We start from the raw sequence: 21,864 nt of genomic DNA on the forward strand, positions 1-21,864 counted from the left end.
ATTCATTTCCAGCCTTGTTCATACCGCCACACGGAAGGAACAGAATGTAGAACCAAAAAATAAAACATTTTCGAGTATCCACATATTAGAAATGATAAACCAAACCTTTGATTTTGTGAATATTCCACTGCATCAATCTGCTTAGCCTGACGGCTATGCCCTCCCGGGGACTTGGAGAATGAGTTTTTATTAATACAGCAGGTACGCATTATTTCGATGAGCCATTTTGTTAAAAATGAGTTGGTTGTTCCTAATGTTTGGAGAAATTGTCTTTTTTATTGGCTGGTGCTACCAACTATTTGGGGTGAATGATTGTTGTTTTTTCTTAGATTAATTAAAAATAATACCTAATATGAGAAAGCAATTCTTTTTCCCCGTTCTTATAGTTTCCCTGATAGTTTTATCCTGCCAACCCAGTTCTAAAAAGCAAAAAGCAGAGTGTTGCCTTCCTTCTGGGACTTCCAGTCGGTTTTTGGGTTCAGAGGAAGCAAGAAACGACAAACCGGGGGATGTTGATCCGGATACACTTAACGATATGGTTTTAATACCCGGTGGAGTATTTGATATGGGAGCCAGAGAAAAGCAGTTCTCAAAGCCGGATGAATTTCCGGTTCATAAAGTTCGTGTAGACAGTTTTTATATGGATCAGCATCCTGTAACCAATGCTCAGTTTAGAGAGTTTGTCGAAGCTACAGGTTATGTGACCACTGCCGGGAAAAAGCCGGATTGGGAAGAGTTGAAGAAACAACTACCTCCAGGTACCCCTAAACCACCTGATTCTGTGCTGGTGGCAGCCTCGCTTGTTTTTGAATCTCCGGGACAAAAGGTTTCGCTCAATAATTATCAATCCTGGTGGAAGTGGGAGGAAGGTGCTGATTGGCGACATCCTAAAGGGCCTGATAGCTCCATAGAGGGAATGGATAATCATCCCGTGGTTCATGTTTCATGGTACGATGCCAAAGCTTATGCCGAATGGACGGGTAAGCGTTTGCCTACAGAGGCAGAATGGGAATACGCTGCCAGAGGTGGAAACAACGGGTACATTTATCCATGGGGAAATGAATTAGTATCGCCTGAAAAAGCCAACTTTTGGCAAGGGGAGTTCCCATATACCAACTTAACAGAAGATGGTCATAAACTTGCCGCTCCGGTGGGCTCCTTTCAGGCCAATGGATTTGGGTTGTACGATATGGCCGGGAATGTATGGGAATGGACATCTGACTGGTATCATGCCAATTATTACAAGACCCTTTCAAAACAAGGCGTTGCTGAGAATCCGCAAGGGCCGGGAACGTCTTATGATCCAATGGAACCCGGAGTTCAAAAGAAAACCATGCGTGGCGGTTCCTTCTTATGCAACGATTCTTATTGCGCAGGTTATCGGGCATCGGCAAGGATGAAATCTTCCCCCGATTCTGGAATGATGCATCTTGGATTCCGCTGTGTGCGGGATGTGGAATGATTTTCGAAACAGGTTTCATAAATTATTCGAAAGCCTGTTTTTGCATTTCTTAAATATATTTCACAATATTGCGGTCTCAAACTTAAACTGTTCCAAATTCAGGATTGATGACTCAGGTGCATGCTCATGTGAAAAAGCTTAAGGGTGGAAGTATGGAAGCGTTTAATCAGCTTTTTGAGGCATACTCCCATCGTATTTATGGGTTTGGCTTGAAATATCTCAAATCAGAGGCAGATGCAGAGGAGCTGGTACAAGATGTGTTTTTGAAGCTCTGGAGAAATCGTCAAAAACTAAAAGAAGAAGAGAGCTTTCATTCCTATCTTTTTACCATTGCCTTTAATCAGATAAAAGATTATTTCCGGTATAAGGGAATTTATCTTGATGTCGAAGATAATAGTTTAATCGGGACTTCTGACAACTCTACAGAAATGACTATTACATACCGGTCTGTATTAGAGCAAGTATCTACCTTATTGGAAAAGCTGCCTCAAAAGAAAAAAGAGATCTTTCGTTTAAGTCGTTTCGAGGGGAAATCTGCTAAAGAAATTGCCGGGTTAATGGATGTTTCTCCCAAAACTGTTGATAACCAAATTTCAGAAGTAATAGGTTTTTTACGCAAAAACCTAAAGGATGCCACTCCCCTGGTTTGGCTTTTCTTTTATCTCTTTCTTCAATGAAGAGCTTTCGATTACCAGTGTTTGTTGTTTTCGACAATAGCCGCTTAGAGCAAAATATTTCCAATGGTTTATTATAAAATGGCTACGCCATTTTTTGTTTGGGGTCCACGAATTCGCCGAATTAAGCGAATTAAAAAGCTGTTTTACAGCTTTATTGAAAAACGGCGAAGCCGTTTAATGTCGCACTTCAAGTGCGACCAAAATTCGTGTAATTCGTGAAATTCGTGGACAAAAAAGAATTGCGAAGCAATTAGCTCATTTGGCTAATTCTCATTTTAATTTTTTTTCTAACTTGTTTGGTTCTGGCCATGCCAGGTTGGGTTCTTCCTAAATTACATGTCTTGTGCATGATTTAAATAATGTTAATCCATCAAGTTTCTGACAAAGGACGAATTTTAATAAGGGGCTGTCTCAAAATTTTAAAACAATAGTATCTCGCAAGGACGCAAAGGTGCAAATAAATGATTACATGACTGTTATTTTCTGCGTATACTGCCAGAATAATAAGTTTTGAGACAGCACTTGTAGATATCAAAAGTGTATGATCCCTGATAAGAGGCGAACATTCGGGAATCTTGGGAAAAACGTCATTTAAAATTACAGCCAAATCTGTCATTGGTAGAGATAGGGCCTGTCCCGACCCCTATCTTATAGCAATCTAACCAATTAAAATGAGAAGTTTATCCGAACAATAATGACTTTAAATCAATCAATTAACACCATTTAAAAAAAATATTTTTAAAATTTTGTGAATTTTTACGGGAGATTTTTCGTTAAGAAGGGTATTACTATTAAACGACTTTATTATTTCGATGGATAAGAAACAGCAGGAAATATTTAATATAATTGAAAATTACCTCAAAGGTAACGGTAGTAGGTCATCAGTGGCACGTTTCGCGGAGTTGTTCCGGGGGAACAAAAACGAAACCGTACTTAAGAAAAAGATGAAAGCCGACTGGGATGCTATTTCTGATGAAGAACTTCAAAAAGCGGATTTGAGTCCGGTCCTGTATAAGATCCATTTTCTCATCAATTCAGAAAAAAAGGGCAAACACTCCCGGAATACAACACGAAAGATATTGCACTGGTACAGCAGGATTGCAGCCATGCTTTTACTGCCACTGTTGACCATCTGGGGAATTTATCAGCTTACCTCCAAGGATCAGACTGTTTCCTCCACACTGGTGGAAGTTTCAGCTCCATTGGGCTCAAGGGTGCGTATGACACTGCCCGACGGAACCAAAGGCTGGCTCAACAGCGGGTCGGTTCTGACTTATCAGGCACCTTTTGAAAAGCGAAGTGTTTCCGTGGAAGGCGAAGCTTTTTTCGATGTCAGGACAGATTCCTTGCGTCCCTTTCTGGTTCAGGGCCCGCGAAGCACCGTCAAGGTATTGGGAACCCGGTTTAATGTGAAAATGTGGCCCGGTGAGGAATTGACAGAAGTTGTTCTTGAAGAAGGAAAAGTAGAACTTCTCCCCGTGAAAAGTGACAGGTCATTTAGCATGGAACCAGGTGAGATGTTGGTTTACAATAGTAAAGAAAGGAGATTGAAAAGATCGCAGGTAAAACCGGAGTACTATTCTGCCTGGATTGATGGCAAATTGGTTTTGCGCGGAGACAGTATGCAGGAAATGGCCCGGGAACTCTCCAGATGGTTCAATGTGGATGTGGAGGTCAGAGACAGTAAACTTCAGGATTATACTTTTCGTGCCACCTTTGTGGATGAAAAACTGGAGGATGTACTGCGTCTATTGAAATTGACTTCCCCGATAGAATACAAGATCATTGACAATCAAAGGGATAAAAATGGCGACTTTTCAAGAAAGAAGGTCATAATTTTTCACAAATAATTCCTGAACCAAAATTCACAACAATGAAAACGCTATTCAACACCAGCTAAACATCCTTTAACACTCTAAACCTTTATAAATAATAAAAAAAGGGGCAAGGAAGCGGCAACTTCCTCATCCCCTCATGTTGTACTTTAAATCATTACAAAGCTATGAAAAAAATTCCTAAGACAGGAATGTGGGACAGGTGTGTCCTCATTAAAATCTTTCGTATTATGCGAATTACACTTTTTTTAATGTTGATCGGTGTATCTCAGTTATTTGCTGAGAGTTCTTATGCCCAAATAAAGAAACTTTCCATCGACCTTGAGAATGTTAAAGCAGAGAAGGTTCTCGATGAGATTGAGAATCAAAGTCAGTTTTATTTTCTCTATAATGAAAAGTTAGTGGATGTTGATTTTGACGCCTCAGTAAAGTTCACAGAAGAAAACATCTTTAAAGTTTTAGATCAGCTTTTTGATGGAAGAGATATTTCCTATCAGGTGGTTGATAACCAGATTATTCTTTCGAAAGCAAATGCATCAATGGTAATGCTTCAGCAAGATCAGAAGACTGTAACCGGAACGGTTACTGACCAGGATGGAGAGCCAATTCCGGGGGTAAATGTTTTTATTAAAGGTACCACAAGGGGAACAACCACAGATGTAAAAGGGAATTATTCGCTTGAAAAAGTTTCCTCAGAAAATACTTTGGTGTTCTCATTTATAGGGATGGAGACTAAAGAAGTTGTTGCGAATGACCAAATGGTTATTGATGTTGCATTGGAAAGCACTTCTATAGGCCTAGAAGAAGTAGTTGCTATTGGTTACGGCGTATCTAAACGGAGTGTAGTTACTGGTTCAATTTCAACCGTAAAGTCAGATGATCTTCCTAAAACAGCTAATACTTCGGTTACTCACATGTTGTCTGGCAAGGCTTCTGGTGTTCAGGTCAAACAAACCAGTGCTCAACCTGGTGGTGGAATTGATATTGTAATCAGGGGAGCAGGTTCGGTTAATGCAGGTAATCAGCCTTTGTATGTTATCGATGGTTTTCCTATTAACAACAGCAGTGTTGAGCCTGGTAGTGGCGACCGCTATAATATGGGAAGTCGTAATCCGTTGAACTCAATTAATCCAAACGATATTGAGTCAATCGAAATTTTGAAAGATGCAGCTTCTACCGCAATTTATGGTGCACGTGCAGCAAACGGAGTAATACTGATAACAACCAAACGCGGAAAAGAAGGCCACACGGTTGTTGACTTTTCTTTAAGCCATTCTGTTCAGGAAATAGACCGCTATTTTGATATGCTTGATGCAAAAGGTTTTATGGAGCAGGCAAATATACTTGGAGAAGAGTACTATTTAATTTCTAATAACCAATACCCTTACGGCTCAAACGACCAGGATTTATCAGGATTTACGCAAAGATTCACAAGTGACCAGATAGCTAATGCGGGTAAAGGAACAGATTGGTGGGATGAGGTAACTCGCTTAGGATCAGTTGATGATGTGAACCTTTCAATATCGGGAGGTAGTAAAAAAACAAACTTTATGATTTCTGCCAACTATTTCGATCAGAAAGGGGTGGTGTATAATTCTGATTTTACCCGATTTAGTTCGCGGATAAATCTTGACCACAAAATAACAGACTTTTTAAAAGTGGGTATTTCTGCAACCGGTTCTTATGTTGATAATGGTAATACGCAGTTAGGAGATGGCCAATGGGAAAATTCAGGAGTACTGGTAAGTGCATTGCAAATGAGTCCGTTAATTTCGGTATATAATGCTTATGGGGAATATTCAATAAATCCCAAAGATGCAGTAATGCCAAATCCGGTTTCGTATCGCGAAATTGATGATAATACCATTCAAAAACGGTTATTGGCTAATTCGTATGTTCAGGTAGAGCCGTTAAAAGGATTAATAATTAAAGCCAATGTTGGTATAGATGATAAATCGGGTACAAGAAGTAACTACTTGCCAACTACTTTTCTTTATGGTGCACAATACGGAGGGAAAGCCACAAAGTCGATAAGTAATTCAACCGATTTATTGTTCAATAGTACTGTAAGCTATTCACGTGTGTTTAATGAGCAGCACAATGTAAATGTGCTCCTTGGTTACGAATATCAAGAGTTTAAATATAACGGATTTGGTTCAGAGGCAACCAAGTTTTTTACCGATATATTTGAGAGCAACAATCTTGGTGCCGGAGAAGGTCGCCCTGATGTTTATTCGTACAAAAACGCCGGAAAATTGGCATCATATTTCTCCAGACTATCCTATAACTACAAGGAGAAATATATCGCAAGTTTTACTTTAAGGCGCGATGGAACCTCGAATTTTGGTTCAGGCAATAAATGGGGCTTATTTCCTTCTACTGCATTGGCATGGAGAATATCGGAAGAAGAGTTTATTAAATCGGTGGATGTTTTAAGCAATTTAAAATTAAGGGCATCATACGGACAAACAGGTAATAGTGGAATTGGAGATAAAGCTTTTGAATATTATGGTACTCGCGGAGAATACATGTTTGGTGATATAGTAGTTACTCCTGTTACAAAAACACAACTTGGTAACAGCGATTTAAAGTGGGAAACAACAAAAGAATTTAACGTTGGTTTAGACTTTGGATTCTATAAAAACCGTATTTCTGGAACACTTGAATATTATAATAAGGTTGTTGATGATTTACTTTCCTACAGAACCTTGCCCACTTATAGTGATATTAGTTCTGTTGCAGATAATATTGGTTCAACTCAATTAAAAGGTTTCGAATTTGAATTGAATACAGTAAATATCGCTAAAGAATTAAAATGGACTACAAATTTTAATATTTCAACATATACCGATAACTGGAAAGAGCGTAACCCGGATTTAATTTTAGACCCTTGGCAAGGAGAGAACGATCCAATTCGTTCAATGTACGGGTACAAAACAAATGGAATCGTCCAACTTGGTGAAGATATTCCACATATGGAAAATGAATTGCCAGGTAACCTTATTTATCAGGATTTGAATGGATTTGATGAAAATAATGAACTCACCGGAATTCCTGACGGGAAAATTGATGCAGCCGATATTACTTATTTGGGAACATGGGATCCAGGTATTTCATTTGGTATTGGTAATACTTTCGAATACATGGGATTAGATTTAAACTTTTTTTTCTATGGAATGGCTGATCGAATATTAACCAATCCGAATACTTTTAAATATAAACTTGATGCCTGGAGGTTGCCGAATGGTGACAACAATATGATGAAAGAGGTTGATAGGATATTCAGGGCCGATTCACCAAGTACAACGACACCTGGTATGGCAGCACATCCCTATCAAGGCTCAAGCGATTATTATATTGAAGATGGTTCTTTTATACGTCTAAAGAATGTTACGCTGGGGTATACAATTCCACGAAGAATATTTAAAAATAAATTGGATATGCGTGTTTATGTTGATGGACAGAACCTGTTATTGATTACCGGTTACTCAGGTGTGGACCCGGAAACGGATGGTCTTGGGTCTTATCCAAATGCAAAGACTTTTTCATTCGGTGTTAACTTAAAATTTTAATTCAGTAGGTTATGAAAAAAATATTTCAATTTAAATTATATGTTCTGTTGTTCGCAATAATTGCGTTGGTATTTCAAGGTTGCGAAGGAGAACTGGAACCAGTAGTATATGATAAATTAACCAGTGATAACTTTCCTCAGACAGAAGAGGATGCGAAGGCATTAGTAAATTCAGTTTACTATGAGTTTCGTGATGGTCCATGGAACAGGTACAATGCCGCAAATGAGTCGCGATTGGTACAGGGATTATTTTCTACAGACGAATTTTCATGCTATTGGGATGGTTACTGGGGAGCTCCTTTTAACTTCACCTGGCAGCCAGATGGATGGCCTTTTTCTGATATGTACAATGCTTTTGTTCCTGCAGTTACAAAAGCGACTGGTGCTATTGCACAGCTTCGTAGTGTAGAATCGTTAGATGCAACATTGTTGGAAAGGTATATTGCGGAAATTAAAGCTGCCAGAGGATATTGGATGTACGATATTTATAATCTGTATGGTCCGGTTCCTTTTATTGTTAACGAAGAGGATGCTTTAAACTTAACTGATTATGAACAACAAGCACGACCTTCAAATGAAGAAATAGTAGCACTTATTGAAAAGGATTTAAGTGAAGCTGCGGAAGTACTTCCAATTCAATATTCTTCGAGTGATTTCGGTAGGCTAACAAAAGGTGCAGCACTAATGGGATTGGTAAAGTTGTATTTACACGAAAAAAACTGGCAAAAGGTTAAGGAAACAGCTGAGGCAATTATCGATTTAAATGTATATAAGCTACAAAGCGTGTATAAAAATATTTGGGCACTGGAGAATGAACAGAATTCTGAAATTATTTTTGCAATACAAAATCACCCAACATTAGGAGGTATCACCAATAATTATCGCGCTCATGTTTTACCCAGCGATTGGGCTTCTCCTAATGGTTATGCTGTTACTGCATGGAACGGTTACAAAGTACCCTGGTCTTATTATGATAGTTTTGATGAGGATGATAAAAGAAGGGAAGTATTGGTTCGGTTCTATACGGGTAAAAAAGGTCAGACTATCGATGCACGCGAAACAAGTCCGCTTGGTGCAATCCCGTTAAAATATCCTGAAGACCCGGAAGGTACAGGTCAAAATCAGGGAGCTGACTATGTAATTTATCGTTATGCCGATGTATTGCTTGGCTTGGCTGAGGCCTTAAACGAAATAAATGGGCCTAATCAGCGGTCAGTTGATTTAATTAACCAGGTCCGGGAACGGGCATTTGATCCTGCAAAACCTATCTTTCTATCCGACTTCTCATCGAAACAGGACCTTAGAGATTACATTCTTCAAGAACGAGGATGGGAATTGTGTTTTGAAGGTTGCCGACGTGAAGACTTAATTCGTCATGGTAAGTTTGTTGAGTATGCAAACGATCCATTAAAAATGGAGAACAGAAATCCTCAACAGAATGCCCGCGATTTTCATAAATTATATCCTATTCCAAATCAGGCAATTTTTGAAAATCCGTTAATGAAGCAAAATGATGGGTATTAATCTTTAAAACGAACAAAATGAATTACAAATTATATTTTATTTTTATTGCAATTTTATTTGCATTTATTGGTTGCGAAGATGATGTTACAGAAACAACCAATCCTATTGCAGATTTTGATTTTGAAACAACTGAAGGTTCTGGTGTTGTAAAATTCATTAATAAATCTACAGGCTCCGATGTATATGCCTGGGAATTTGGAGATAGTGAAAGTAGTGTTAGTACTGATGAAAATCCTGTTTTTGAATATACAACCCCAGGTACATATGATGTATTGGTAAAACTTTATGCAGGTGACGGAAGTACTGGAATCAATCATAACACTAGTAAGACTATATCTTTGGTAGATGTTCCTGCCACAATAAAAATAGATAATGATGGAGATATTGCCGATTGGGAATATGTTCCGTATGTTGAAGAAGCTAATGGTACTGGCGAGTTCAATAGGATAAAAGTATGGGGAGAAGATAAAGACTTTATCCATTTATATATTGAAGGAACAGAATATATAGATTTAAGTCAGCCAGTTCTTTTTATTGATGTTGATAACAAACCTGAAACAGGATATACAAACCTGGAATGGTATTCTTTTATAAAAGGTGCTGACCTGTATGTTGATGGTAACTACAAGTGGTATGCTAATTTTACCGGAGCTGATGGAAGCAATGATTGGAGCTGGGCATGGGCAGAAAACAAAAACGGGTGGTTAACAGTATCTGAAAAGGTTAAGGTTGATGAGCAGACTTATGCATATGAGTTCTCAATAAACAAAGAGCAATTAAAAAATAATGCCCAAGTTGATATGGCAAGCACAGGCATAGCAATAGGAGTTGCCAATAAAAGCGACGAGCGTATACCTGAAAATGGTGATCCTATTTTTGTGGCCTTTGAATAAATAATAAAAAAATCCAGAGGAGGACATTCTTTGTCCTCCTTTTTAATTAACGGGAATGATGACAAATTCAAGTTTTTTGCCTGTATTTTTGAGTGTAATATTGCTATTTTGCGCTTGTTCTAGATCTAAGGGAACTAAAGAACCTAAGGGGGTCAAGAATGAAGTAACTTTTGAACCAGATCTTGAGTCATTAATTCGTAATCCCGGTATGGGGTGGGTAATTTACGATGATGCAAATGATGAAGTTGCAGATGCTACGGATTATTGGAATAAACAAGATGAGATTGCAAGAAATTATGCATCATGCTTATACATTCGTTGGCGTTGGTCCGATTTAGAGCCAGAAGAAGGAAGATATGCATGGATCTATGATGATAATTTCAAAGCTCTCGTTCAGGGAGCTTTGGATCGAGGATTAAAACTGGCATTTAGAGTTTATGTTAACGGACAAGATAACATTAAACCCGGTACACCTCAATTTGTATTCGATGCAGGTGCTGCAAGCTATGAAGTAGAAAAGTTGGGGGGTGGAAAAAATAAAACTCCATACCCTGATGATCCCGTGTTTCAGGAAAAGTTTGAAAATTTTATCAAGGCTTTTGCTTTAGAATTTGATAATACCTCAAAAGTTGATTTTATTGATGGGTTCAACCTTGGTTGGTGGGGAGAAGGACATCACCTGAAATTTCAAAATCCTTTAAATAAACAGAGCGTTTTTTCTTGGATTATAAATCTTTACGGAAGTGCATTTGAAAACGTGCCCCTTGCTCTAACAGTTAATAGTGAAGTGGGATACGAGTTGGAAAAATTAGTTGCTTTCGAAGGGCAAGATTATATCCTTCGCCGTGATGGATTAGGAAGTCAGTGGTTTAGTGATTATGAAAAAGGTATTGTGAAGGGTAATTTTCCTGAAAAAATGTTTATTGCTGAAGCAGCCTATTGGGGCAACGGCTCTATCGAATATTACAGTGATATTGATAAACGACACGATTGGACTACATGGAACATGTACTATACCCAAGTTGTTGATGAAGCACTTGAACATCATGCTAATTACTTGGATTTAAGGGAAGCATTGGAGTCGGAGCGATACGTAACTCAGGCTTTAGGTCAGGTGGAAAGATTTATAAGATGGGGTGGATATCGAATCTATCCCTCAGAGATAAGCTATGAAAAACAACTTACACAAGAATTAAAATTAAAGATTAATCATACCTGGAGAAATATTGGAGTCGGAGTTATGCCTAACAATAATCTTCGTTGGAACTTCAAATACAAGGTTTGTTTTGGTTTTGTTGATGATAAAGGAGAACAGGTGAAAGTACATTATTCAAAAGAGGCTGAACCTTCGGATTGGATAAAAGGAAAGGATTTTTCGTATGAAGAAACGATTGATATTTCTGATTTACCTACAGGCAAATATCAGCTGGTTGTTGCAATTGTTAATTCAATTATGAACGATGTTGGTGAGATCTCTTTGGCCATTCAAGATCAGTCACTTTTTTCTGAAAATAAATGGTTGAAAGTGGGAAGTGTTGAAAAGAAGTAGTTTAGATAACCACTCCATCCTTAAATATTTATTCACCATAAAATTAAAAATATAATCGATGTATTTTAAGACAAAAGTAAAACTATTTTTGCTTCTAAATTTTTTTGCAATTGCATTGAATTCTTGGGGGCAAGCCAATTCTTTTAAGCCTGGCAAAATATGGTACGACAATAGCCAGGTTCACATTAATGCTCACGGTGGCGGAATTCTTTTTTTTGATGATACCTATTTTTGGTTTGGGGAGCACAAAATTGAAGGAGAAGCAGGGAATGTTGCCCATGTTGGTGTTCATGTTTATTCATCGAAAGATTTGTATAACTGGAAAGATGAAGGTATTGCCCTTGCTGTTTCTGACGATCCTGAAAGCCCGATAATAAAAGGATGCATCATCGAACGGCCCAAAGTTATTTACAATGAAAAAAATGATGAATTTGTAATGTGGTTTCACCACGAACTGAAAGGGAAGGGCTATAGCGCAGGATTAACAGGTCTGGCGGTTTCTAAATCAGTTACTGGGCCCTACCAATATATTCACAGTGTACGTCCGAATGCCGGACAGTGGCCTGTAAACGTAAAACCCATTCATCAGCAGGGTGTTCCCGAAACAACCAAAGATAGCTATTGTGGTGGACCTGAATGTCTTCCTGGTAATATTGATACCATTAATATTTTAGGGCGTGATTTTGAAAAAGGGCAGATGTCGCGCGATATGACCCTTTTTGTTGATGATGACGGTGCCGCTTATCATATTCACTCATCTGAAGAAAACAGTACCACGCATATTTCAAAATTGAGCGATGACTACAAATCGTTCAGTGGTGAATATGTAAGGATTTTCCCTGCTCGTTACATGGAAGCACCGGCAATTTTTAAACACGATGGTAAATACTTTTTCATGGCTTCGGGTTGTACAGGTTGGTCCCCAAATTCTGCCCGCTCGGCAGTTGCCGAAAATATTTTTGGTCCTTGGAAGGAGCTTGGCAACCCTTGTGTTTCTGAAGGAAAAGAGACCACATATAATTCTCAAAGTACCTATATCCTCCCGGTTCAGGGAGTGGAAGATTCATATATTTTTATGGCCGACCGCTGGAACCCCAAAGATGCCATTGATGGTCGGTATATCTGGTTGCCCATACAGTTTAACGATGCCGGTAATCCTTATATAGAATGGATTGAAGAGTGGAGCCTTGAAATTTTTGATAATAAATAATTATAGCAACAATGAAGAATGTTTTTTTAAATATAATACTCATTTTTAACATGTTTTTGGTTTCGTGTAATGGCACCGATGAAAGTAATTCGGAGCTTCCAGCCCGTCCTAAAACGCCTGTCATGGGATGGGCCAGTTGGAACAATTACCGGATTAATATTAATGAAGATATTATAAAGGCACAGGCCGATGCCATGGTGGCTACCGGTATGAAAGATGCGGGTTATCAATACATTAATGTTGATGATGGGTTTTTTGGAGGTCGCGATGAATATGGGGAATTATTAGTACATCCTGAACGATTCCCTGGAGGGATGAAAGCGCTAGCTGAATATATTCATTCAAAGGGATTAAAAGCAGGAATTTACACCGATGCAGGGATAAATACTTGCGCAACTTATTGGGACAAAGATACCATAGGTGTCGGTGTTGGGCTTTGGGGACATGATGAAAAAGACCTAGAACTGTTTTTGAAAGAATGGGATTACGATTTTATAAAGGTAGACTGGTGTGGCGGCGAATGGCTTGGCTTGGATGAGAAAACAAGGTATAGTGAAATAGGCGAACTCGTTTACAAATTGAAACCTGAAGCAGTTTATAATGTATGTCGTTGGCAGTTCCCCGGTAAATGGGTTACAAGTGTCGCTGATTCATGGCGAATTTCGCCTGATATTGCGAATACGTTTGAATCGGTAATGGGAATTATCGACCTAAATGCAGATTTATGGTGTTATGCTGGACCTGGACATGTAAATGATATGGATATGCTACAAGTTGGTCGAGGTATGAGCCTTGAGGAAGATAAAACTCATTTTGCCATGTGGTGTATGATGTGTTCGCCACTAATTGCAGGTAACGACTTAACAACACTTTCCGAGGAAACACTGGAGATTTTGACAAACGAAGAGCTTATTGCAATAAACCAAGACCCTCTCGTTTATCAGGCACGAAGAGTTGTCGATATGGGAGACTTGGAGGTTTGGGCCAAACCTTTAAAATCAACGATGAGCGGGGAAGTGGCCGTAGCCTTGCTGAATCGTTCTGAAGAGACGCAGGTAATTTCTGTAAATTTGAGGGATATAGGTATTGATTCTTCGTTTAATTATGCGTATGAAGATATTTGGAAGAAGGAAAAGTTCAAATTTTTAAGCAAGCAGATAATAAGTAAAAAAGTGCCTCCACATGGCGTTGCAGTATTAAGAATAGAAGGAACAGCTTTGCCATTTAATGTCTTTCAAAGCAAGTGATAAGATTTTTTATTTATTCACCAGACAATGAAAAGATTTAATTTTGTAATTGTATTTTATCTCATATTTGTAGACTGTTCCGCTTCTGTTAAAACTTTATTATTGAGAACGATAAATTTCGAAAAGAGATTATAGCATCAGACACTGAGCCATCTGCTATTGAAATTAAAATTAGCGCAGATGGTAAATTAGGTCTATTGAATAGTCCTTCTCCTTCATTTGAATTTAGTATAAATAATCACTATTGTCCGGTTAAAAAAATAATATTCCTTTTTATGCGCTCAAGCCGCGCGGGCTTTTACTTCTTTTGTTCATGATTTTGCCTGCTTTTATAGGTAATCACGATTTCCGCTTCGCTCCAATTCTACAGCAAAAAGAAGTAAACAAGAAATGCCGTCGCTCACCCATCCCGATATAAGTTTTTGTTGCTTTTGGGCTGAAGCCACAAAAGCTTACAAAACTATATTCGGGAAAAAATCAAAACATTTTTCTAAAATCCGAAAACTCGCTACGCTCAAACAGTTCGGATTTCTTAACGAAAAATGTTTTGATTTTCTTCACGGGATTTGGCTGAAGCGATTCCAACCCCGCCTCATAGCTCAGATAGCTAATTACTCCGTGAATTAAGGCATAGATAACTTTATTGATTTTTTCCCCGGACACCAGTGATAAATAATAAAATTGTTACTTCTCTTAATAAGATTTGGACATTCAAATCGGTGAGTGAACGTAATATGAGAAATGGAGGTGTTGAGGATAACTTAAATTTTGAAGCAACCCAAGGATTTCTTAAAGGGTTGCAAGTATCTTTATTTCAACAGGTATTTCCAAAAGCACATTGATCCGTGAAAAACTGGTTGTTTCGGCAGAAGAAGAATATAGATTTTTTTATGTCAAAAGTTGATGGACATAGTTTCTTTGAGTTTCCATGTTCTCATAATTAAAAGAAAAGAAGAAAATAGGATACTGAATGATGAAACCAGAATTGCCTCGTGGGTGGAAAAAGCTAACTCCCTTTGGTGATAAACCCCTTGGAAACCACATGTTCTATCCTGATATAATTGAAGGAGAGCTCATAGATTCTTCAATATTCCTTAAAGTGGAAACCAAATCTGGATAATGTGGTGATTTCAGAAGGAACCAGCTATAATGTTAAGGTTGATGGAACCTGGAAGGAGGAAAAGGGAGCAGCCTGGCATAGTAAGGAGATGGAACTGGTCATAAACTGCCCTCAGGGTTTCCTGGGAACATTGCTGGTTCATTTTTACGACTGGAATCATAATGGCAGATCCGGCTTGCTTGAATTTGAGGGAAGAAAAGCAAAGCTGGGGAATCATGAAGAGGGTGAATGGGTTAAGTTTCATGTGATGAGGGAAGATAGCAATGACGGCAAACTGGTGCTTAAATCAAAAGTCAATTCAGGACCTAATTTGATGATAACAAAGGTGGTTCTGCTTAATGATAATTAGTGGAGATTACTTGTCGATTATTGGAATGAAACGAGCATGGCAACGATTTCCTCAAAAGAGAATGCAAATATTTAACCATTCGAGTTACCTGCCTACCAGTCAGGCAGGCATTAGACCAATAACTTAGAGAAAATTTTACTGATAAAACGAGCATGATTTTTATTAAGCATAAATTTCACAAAAAACTATTGTCAAGTCAAGCATAGTCTGACGGCATAAGCTTTGCTCTTTCTACCTTGTGCTTCTCAAAAAAAAGACCCACGTAGCTAAGGCTATGCATACTTTTTTGTTGTTTTGCACAAGGTGAAAAATAACGACGGTTTACCCGATATTCTACACTTGACTTGACATTATGTTTAAAAAATATTATGCGAGAGCGAAGCGGTTATATTTGTTCTCGAATTTTTAATTAATTATTTATTAGGTGGTTACCGGGCTTTAAGCGAATGAGAATACTTCCGAATTGATACCCTGGGCAGGCTGAAAAGCTCAAGTTCCTTTAATTGTAAAGTGCTTACGACATAAGTTATCAGTTGGCCCAGCTTTTTTATGAGTTGATTACTTTGTTTATTGATAGTCATTTGGGAGTGTTGTTAATGTCAATTATTAAAAATTGAGAAATATTATTTAGTTTTGCGCAATACTTTTTGAAAATTTTACGAGAAGTTTTGAGATGCAGGACATGAAGGCAGAAAAACTTTCAGAACAGGAAATTATCCGTGGAATCCGACATGGGAATGTCGGGGTGTTTGAGTATGTCTTTAAGTTATACTATCCCCGCTTAAAACTTTACGGAACGCGTTTGACCGGAAATGAAAGTCAGGCAGAAGATTTTGTTCAGGAGGCTTTTGCCGGCGTTTGGGAAAAGAAATATCTGCTCAGCGATCAGGGAAATTTAAAAGCGCTTCTCTTTAAATCCGTCCGAAATAAATATTTAAATTACCTCGAACACAATAAAGTTGTTGATAAGTATATCAAAGCCAATGATCCAAATGATGCTTCTCAGGGGCTTTTTATGTTCAGCTTTTTGGATGAATATGAATTTGAGGATTTAAAAAAACAAATGATGGATGAGGTGGAGCACCTATTGGACACCCTACCCGATAATTGCAAAAAAGCATTTGTGCTGAGCCGTTTTGAGCAATTGAAAAACAAGGAAGTTGCCGAAACCCTTGGTTTGAATATTAAAACGGTTGAAAAGCACATTTCCAGAGCTTCAAAACTTTTGCAAATAGAATTGAGGAAAAGGGACTTTCTTTTATATATGCTTTTTTTACTACTTATTCATTAGCCTCAAGAATTCATAAATGCCCCGGGAGCCCTGAAATATCCCCGGAGTAACGCCAAAATCCTTCCAGAACTTGAGAAAATACCCGGGAGCCTCAGAAAACGCCCGGGAAGATGAAAAAATGTCCCAGGGCAGCCCAAATTGTTCCGGGAACGCGAAAAAAAGTCCCGGGACGGCCCAAAATCTCCCGGGACGGCCCAAACCTCAACCGGGACGTGCTAAACTCTCCCGGGACGTGTAATTCCCTAAAATAGCTTGACAGATTTTTTTCTAATTACTTGAAGAGACTTCAAACGTAAAACAAACTCCTGATTGAACCGCCACAACCAGAACCTTTTCCTGGAAACAATGTCTGAAAGAGTCTTAAACACCGTATTTGTGCACGCGTCTATCACTAACATCTGTTTCCCCATATAAGTCTGGTCTTTATTCTTGTTTTCACATCACTTTTTTCCAACTTTCTTTTTATTGAAATGAGAGGGTGGAGATTCTTTGTTAAACCCGGGGCTTGTTCTTTACAGCAAGAAGCAAGAGCCTGTTTTTGTATCTAAAAATCAATCGTTGTCCTGCTGACTTTTTCCAACGTTCTATATGCTTAGCTTTTTAAGGAATTTTCAGTAATCCCAATTTTTTTTGAAGATTAAATGCTTTATGGTCTGCTGCTTACGAAAAAGGGTTGTTCAATAATGTAAAAAAAAGAAAATTTTATGCGGGTTTTTTTCTATCCTTCCTGTATTACTAATACAACAGAGACAAAAAATGAAACAAGAGAACCTGGAAAAATTAACCAAAAACTTCTATTTGGGATTGACTTCGCCTCTGGAGGAGAAAGCGCTTTTTGATGAGATCAGGGAGAATGCAGCTTCACGTAATTATTTTGAAGCCTATGAAAATACTTACGCTCAAAAGCATCTGAATGCAACATCTATTCAGAAGGAATGGGATCAATTTCATTCAAAATATCTCAACCAATCCAATGTTCGCAAACTGCAGTTAATACGGAATATATCCCGCTATGCAGCGGTTATTGGTTTGGCGGTATTGTTGGCCACCGGTTATTCGCTGTTTGAAAAATGGAGCCAATCCCGGGAGCCAATGGTTTGGTATGAAACCTATGTACCCCGTGGCGAAAAAACGCAAATCACCCTTCCCGATGGAACCAAAGTTTGGTTGAACGCTGAAACCACTCTTAAATATCCGGCCGGGAATTATATGGAGGATAGGAGAATGCAATTATCCGGAGAGGTATATTTTGAAGTTGAAAAAAATGAGGATGTGCCTTTTGTGGTTCAAACCAGTGATTATGATGTTGTTGTAAAGGGTACCTCTTTTAATATTATGGCCTACGAGGATGCAGAGTGCATAGAAACGTCTCTTTTATCGGGAAGTGTCGAAATCCGCAACATTGAGGGTGCTGCTCCAGACAGGCGATTAAAGTTAAAACCGGGTCAGAAACTAATTTTCGATAAAGAAGAGAATCGAGTAACCGTAAAAAACACGGATTTGGATGGCGAAGTTGCATGGAAAGACAATCTTTTTATGTTTTCTGATGTGAGGTTTGAGGAATTGTGCAGAAGACTTGAAAGATGGTACGATGTGGACATTACACTTGCTGATCAGGAACTCAGGGAAATAAGGTATACCGGAAATTTCAAAAATGAGGAAACCATCTGGCAGGTGCTGGATGTCATCAAAATTACCACCCCTATCAAATATGAACTGAAAAACCGAAAATTAACAATTTACAAAGAGTAATTGCCTATGAGATAGATTTGTTCTAACGCAAAAGCAGGGCATGCGCCAACATGCCCCGCCTTAAAATCAATGATTAATTCAAAACATTACAAAACTATGAAAAAAAATCACTTTTTCATGGGGTACGATATCTTTATATCTATCCCTAAATGGTTAAAGATTATGAAATTATTAACCTTCTTCTTGATTATTGGGGCATTTCAGTTAACTGCTCTGAATGGTTATGCCCAAACCAAAAAACTCAATCTGAAAATTGAAAATTCCAGACTTTCCGAAGTTTTTAAAGCCATAGAGGAAAACTCCGATTTTACCATTTTCTATAAGTCGGACGATTTGGAATTGACTCCTGCTGTTAGTATGGAGGTTGAAAACGAGTTGGTTACCGATGCTTTGGATAAGGCGTTGAGTAATACAGGCTTAACTTACAAGATTCAGGATAAGGTAATTGTTATCCTTTCGGAAGAACGGATGCGCCAACAGCAGGAGGGGCGTACTGTTGCAGGTGTGGTTACTGATACCAGCGGAGATCCGGTTCCGGGGGTGAACGTTTTTGTTAAGGGGACTTTCGCCGGAACAATTACGGATGCCAATGGAGAATACAGTATTGAAGTAAAAAGAGGAGATGTGCTGGTTTTCTCTTTCATAGGATTTGAATCCAACGAGGTTATAATTGCTGACCAAAACAGCATTAATATTAGCCTGGAAGAAGCTTCCATTGGATTGGATGAAGTTGTGGCAGTGGCTTACAGCACTCAGAAGAAATCTAACTTAACAGGTTCTGTGGCTTCTGTATCAGAGGAGGAATTGGCGGATGTGTCCTCTCCTTCAGTTAGTAACCTGCTCCAGGGCAAAGCGGCTGGTGTTTACGTTGTGAATTCATCCGGACGTCCCGGTTCAGGGGGTACCATCAGGATTCGGGGAAAAGGCTCTCTTTCTTCTACACAGGATCCTTTGTGGGTAATAGACGGTGTCGTTGCCGGGACGGGTGCCCAACTCAGCCCTGCCGAAATCGAATCGATTTCCATCCTTAAAGATGCTTCAGCAACTGCATTGTATGGATCTCGTGCCGCCAACGGCGTTATTTTGGTAACTACCAAGCGTGCAAAGGCTGGTATGAATAAATTTTCTGCTTCTGCTTCCCGGGGTGTTTCCTGGTTGAATACCGGAAACTTTGAATTGATGAATTCTCAGCAACTTTATGATTATCACCAGATGTTTCAAAATCCGGATAATCTGCCTACCTGGTGGGATCCTGAGAGATTTCAGAACACGAATACCGACTGGTTCGATCTGGCTACGCAAAATGGCATTACTCAGAAGTACAGTCTTTCATATCTTGGTGGAAGTGAAAAAATACAGGCGGCCATTATTGGTAATTACTACAATGAAACAGGTACCGTAAAGGGTTACGATTATGAGCGGTTTACAACCAGAGCTAATCTTGATTATAAGGTAAATGAAAAACTTTCTTTTTCTACAAAAATTTCTGGTAGTTACTGGAGCGACGATAATCAGCAACATAGTCTTTATCAGGCTAACCTGAATCTGCCATGGGATGATCCTTACAATGAAGATGGTTCCATAAAAACGGGTAAGGAAGAAGAATGGATAGGGCGCGACAAAAGTAACTATTTGTACGACCTTCAGTGGAACTGGTCTCGCGGAAAACAGGTGGGTATTCAGGGGACTTTTGGCATGGAGTACAAAATTACACCCTGGCTCACATTTACTTCCAATAATAATATTGGCTACCGTTATCACTTAACGGAGAGCTATACTGATAAGCGTTCTTTATCGGGGCGCGATGATAATGGATCATTTTACGATGCGACCTCTTTAACAACCACACGCTATACTAATCAAATGTTGCGATTTTCCAAGAATTTTGGCGGATTGCATGATGTGTCTGCCTTTGGTGGATATGAATTCAGCGATTACCGTTATGAGGGTTTTAACGCTACGGGTAAAGGCTTACCAACAGGATTTGAAGTTTTAGATGTCACGGCCGAAGCTAAATCTGTAGGGGGTAGTAAAAGTGAGAATGCGTTGCAGTCTTTGCTGTTCAATGCCAACTACGTTTATGATAACCGGTACATGGGACAATTTTCATTCCGGACGGACGGATCATCTCGCTTCAGTCCTGATAAACGGTATGCCAATTTCTTTACGTTTGGAGTAGGCTGGAATATTCATCGCGAAAACTTTATGAATAATGCCGAATGGGTTGATTATTTGAAAATAAGAGCCAGTTATGGTTCGGTGGGAAATACGCCCGGGGCCAGTTATGGATATCTGGATGTTTATCAATACACACGTCAATATGCCGGAATTCCTGCTGCATTTCCCCAGCAAATGAAAAATATGGGGATGACCTGGGAAAAAGCCTATTCATCCAACTTTGCCGTTGATGCCCGTTTTTTCAATCGTTTGGGAGTTAACTTCGAAGTTTACAGCAGAAATACCTCGGACTTACTCCATCGTCTGGCTTTATCACCACTTACCGGATTCAGCTATCAATGGATTAATGCAGGTGCCATTCAAAATAATGGATTTGAGTTAACGTTAAGCCCCGATATTGTAGCTAATGATGAGTTTACCTGGAGTATGGATCTTAACCTGGGCATCAATAACAATGAAATCACAGAACTCTATGATGGAGATCCCATAATTACCGGAAATCGTCGATATACCGAAGGTTACGATATGGATGCCTGGTATTTGCGCAAATGGGCCGGTGTGGATCCTGAAAATGGCCGTCCTCAGTGGGAAAAAGAAATAACAGATGAAGAGGGGAATGTTACCGGTGTTGAACTTACATCAGATTACAATGAAGCCACACGGCAAATGATTGGCAAATCGTCGCCCGATATTTTCGGAGGTATCTTAAATACCATTTCGTGGAAAGGATTTTTGGTAACCGCTAACTTCAGCTTTGTGAAGGGTGTTGATGTGTATCATTCCGCTCGTCAGTTGTTTGATTCTGACGGGGCCTATCCCACCTACAACCAGATGGTATTGGCTGATGGTTGGTCACGCTGGCAGCAACCGGGTGATGATGCCACTCACCCAAAACCGGTAAATGGCGGCAATAACGATTCTAACCGTCCATCCTCGCGTTATCTCGAAGATGGAAGTTTCCTGAGATTGCGAAATCTTTCTTTGTCTTACAATGTTCCGCAAAGTGTTTTAAACAAGCTCAACTTAAAAGGAGCCCGGTTCTCTGTTAGTGGAGAAAATCTTTGGACATTGACCGATTTTTCAGGTTATGACCCTGAAGTGAGCGAGGGAAGTGCTACAGGAAATGTAGGTGCCAGTTCATATCCGCTCACACAGCGCATTATGTTTGGACTAAACCTTGAATTTTAATCTTCAAAACTGAAAGAC

At 39.1% G+C, this 21,864-nt stretch carries 14 protein-coding genes; all 14 read left to right on the forward strand.

The features are described 5' to 3' along the window. Positions 1 to 352: 352 nt before the first annotated feature. Positions 353 to 1,462 carry a formylglycine-generating enzyme family protein gene (locus DDZ16_RS12745; RefSeq protein WP_109264867.1) on the forward strand — a complete coding sequence of 370 codons (1,110 nt, stop codon included), beginning with the start codon at positions 353 to 355 and terminating at the stop codon, positions 1,460 to 1,462. A 107-nt stretch (positions 1,463 to 1,569) separates the two neighbouring features. Beyond that, on the forward strand, positions 1,570 to 2,139 hold the full coding sequence (locus tag DDZ16_RS12750) for an RNA polymerase sigma factor (RefSeq protein WP_109264868.1): 570 nt from the start codon (positions 1,570 to 1,572) through the stop codon (positions 2,137 to 2,139). Between the two features lie 812 nt (positions 2,140 to 2,951). Next, complete coding sequence (locus tag DDZ16_RS12755; RefSeq protein WP_109264869.1) at positions 2,952 to 3,989, forward strand: FecR family protein; 1,038 nt, start codon at positions 2,952 to 2,954, stop codon at positions 3,987 to 3,989. Positions 3,990 to 4,204: 215 nt separating this feature from the next. Next, entirely contained in the window at positions 4,205 to 7,546 is a 3,342-nt protein-coding gene (locus DDZ16_RS12760; protein ID WP_158275662.1) for a TonB-dependent receptor, read from the forward strand. 11 nt (positions 7,547 to 7,557) lie between these two features. Next, the gene (locus DDZ16_RS12765) at positions 7,558 to 9,069 is read left to right on the forward strand and encodes a RagB/SusD family nutrient uptake outer membrane protein (RefSeq protein WP_109264871.1); all 1,512 of its coding nucleotides are present in this window, start codon (positions 7,558 to 7,560) and stop codon (positions 9,067 to 9,069) included. A gap of 17 nt (positions 9,070 to 9,086) precedes the next feature. Next, entirely contained in the window at positions 9,087 to 9,962 is an 876-nt protein-coding gene (locus tag DDZ16_RS12770) for a PKD domain-containing protein (protein ID WP_109264872.1), read from the forward strand. A gap of 55 nt (positions 9,963 to 10,017) precedes the next feature. Further along, positions 10,018 to 11,511: a hypothetical protein gene (locus tag DDZ16_RS12775; RefSeq protein WP_146192233.1), complete on the forward strand. Its 1,494-nt coding sequence runs from the start codon at positions 10,018 to 10,020 to the stop codon at positions 11,509 to 11,511. 58 nt (positions 11,512 to 11,569) lie between these two features. Further along, the gene (locus tag DDZ16_RS12780) at positions 11,570 to 12,721 is read left to right on the forward strand and encodes a glycoside hydrolase family 43 protein (protein ID WP_109264874.1); all 1,152 of its coding nucleotides are present in this window, start codon (positions 11,570 to 11,572) and stop codon (positions 12,719 to 12,721) included. Positions 12,722 to 12,732: 11 nt separating this feature from the next. Continuing rightward, on the forward strand, positions 12,733 to 13,968 hold the full coding sequence (locus DDZ16_RS12785; RefSeq protein WP_109264875.1) for a glycoside hydrolase family 27 protein: 1,236 nt from the start codon (positions 12,733 to 12,735) through the stop codon (positions 13,966 to 13,968). 970 nt (positions 13,969 to 14,938) lie between these two features. Next, the gene (locus tag DDZ16_RS20750; protein WP_158275663.1) at positions 14,939 to 15,088 is read left to right on the forward strand and encodes a hypothetical protein; all 150 of its coding nucleotides are present in this window, start codon (positions 14,939 to 14,941) and stop codon (positions 15,086 to 15,088) included. A 1-nt stretch (position 15,089) separates the two neighbouring features. Further along, on the forward strand, positions 15,090 to 15,437 hold the full coding sequence (locus DDZ16_RS12795) for a hypothetical protein (protein ID WP_109264877.1): 348 nt from the start codon (positions 15,090 to 15,092) through the stop codon (positions 15,435 to 15,437). A 682-nt stretch (positions 15,438 to 16,119) separates the two neighbouring features. Further along, positions 16,120 to 16,728: an RNA polymerase sigma-70 factor gene (locus DDZ16_RS12800; protein WP_158275664.1), complete on the forward strand. Its 609-nt coding sequence runs from the start codon at positions 16,120 to 16,122 to the stop codon at positions 16,726 to 16,728. A gap of 756 nt (positions 16,729 to 17,484) precedes the next feature. Further along, on the forward strand, positions 17,485 to 18,480 hold the full coding sequence (locus DDZ16_RS12810; RefSeq protein ID WP_109264880.1) for a FecR family protein: 996 nt from the start codon (positions 17,485 to 17,487) through the stop codon (positions 18,478 to 18,480). A gap of 96 nt (positions 18,481 to 18,576) precedes the next feature. After that, positions 18,577 to 21,846, forward strand: coding sequence for a TonB-dependent receptor (locus DDZ16_RS12815; protein WP_158275665.1), 3,270 nt, complete (start codon positions 18,577 to 18,579; stop codon positions 21,844 to 21,846). The last annotated feature ends 18 nt before the right edge of the window (positions 21,847 to 21,864 follow it).

This window comes from Marinilabilia rubra (assembly GCF_003121985.1).
Taxonomy (GTDB): domain Bacteria; phylum Bacteroidota; class Bacteroidia; order Bacteroidales; family Marinilabiliaceae; genus Marinilabilia; species Marinilabilia rubra.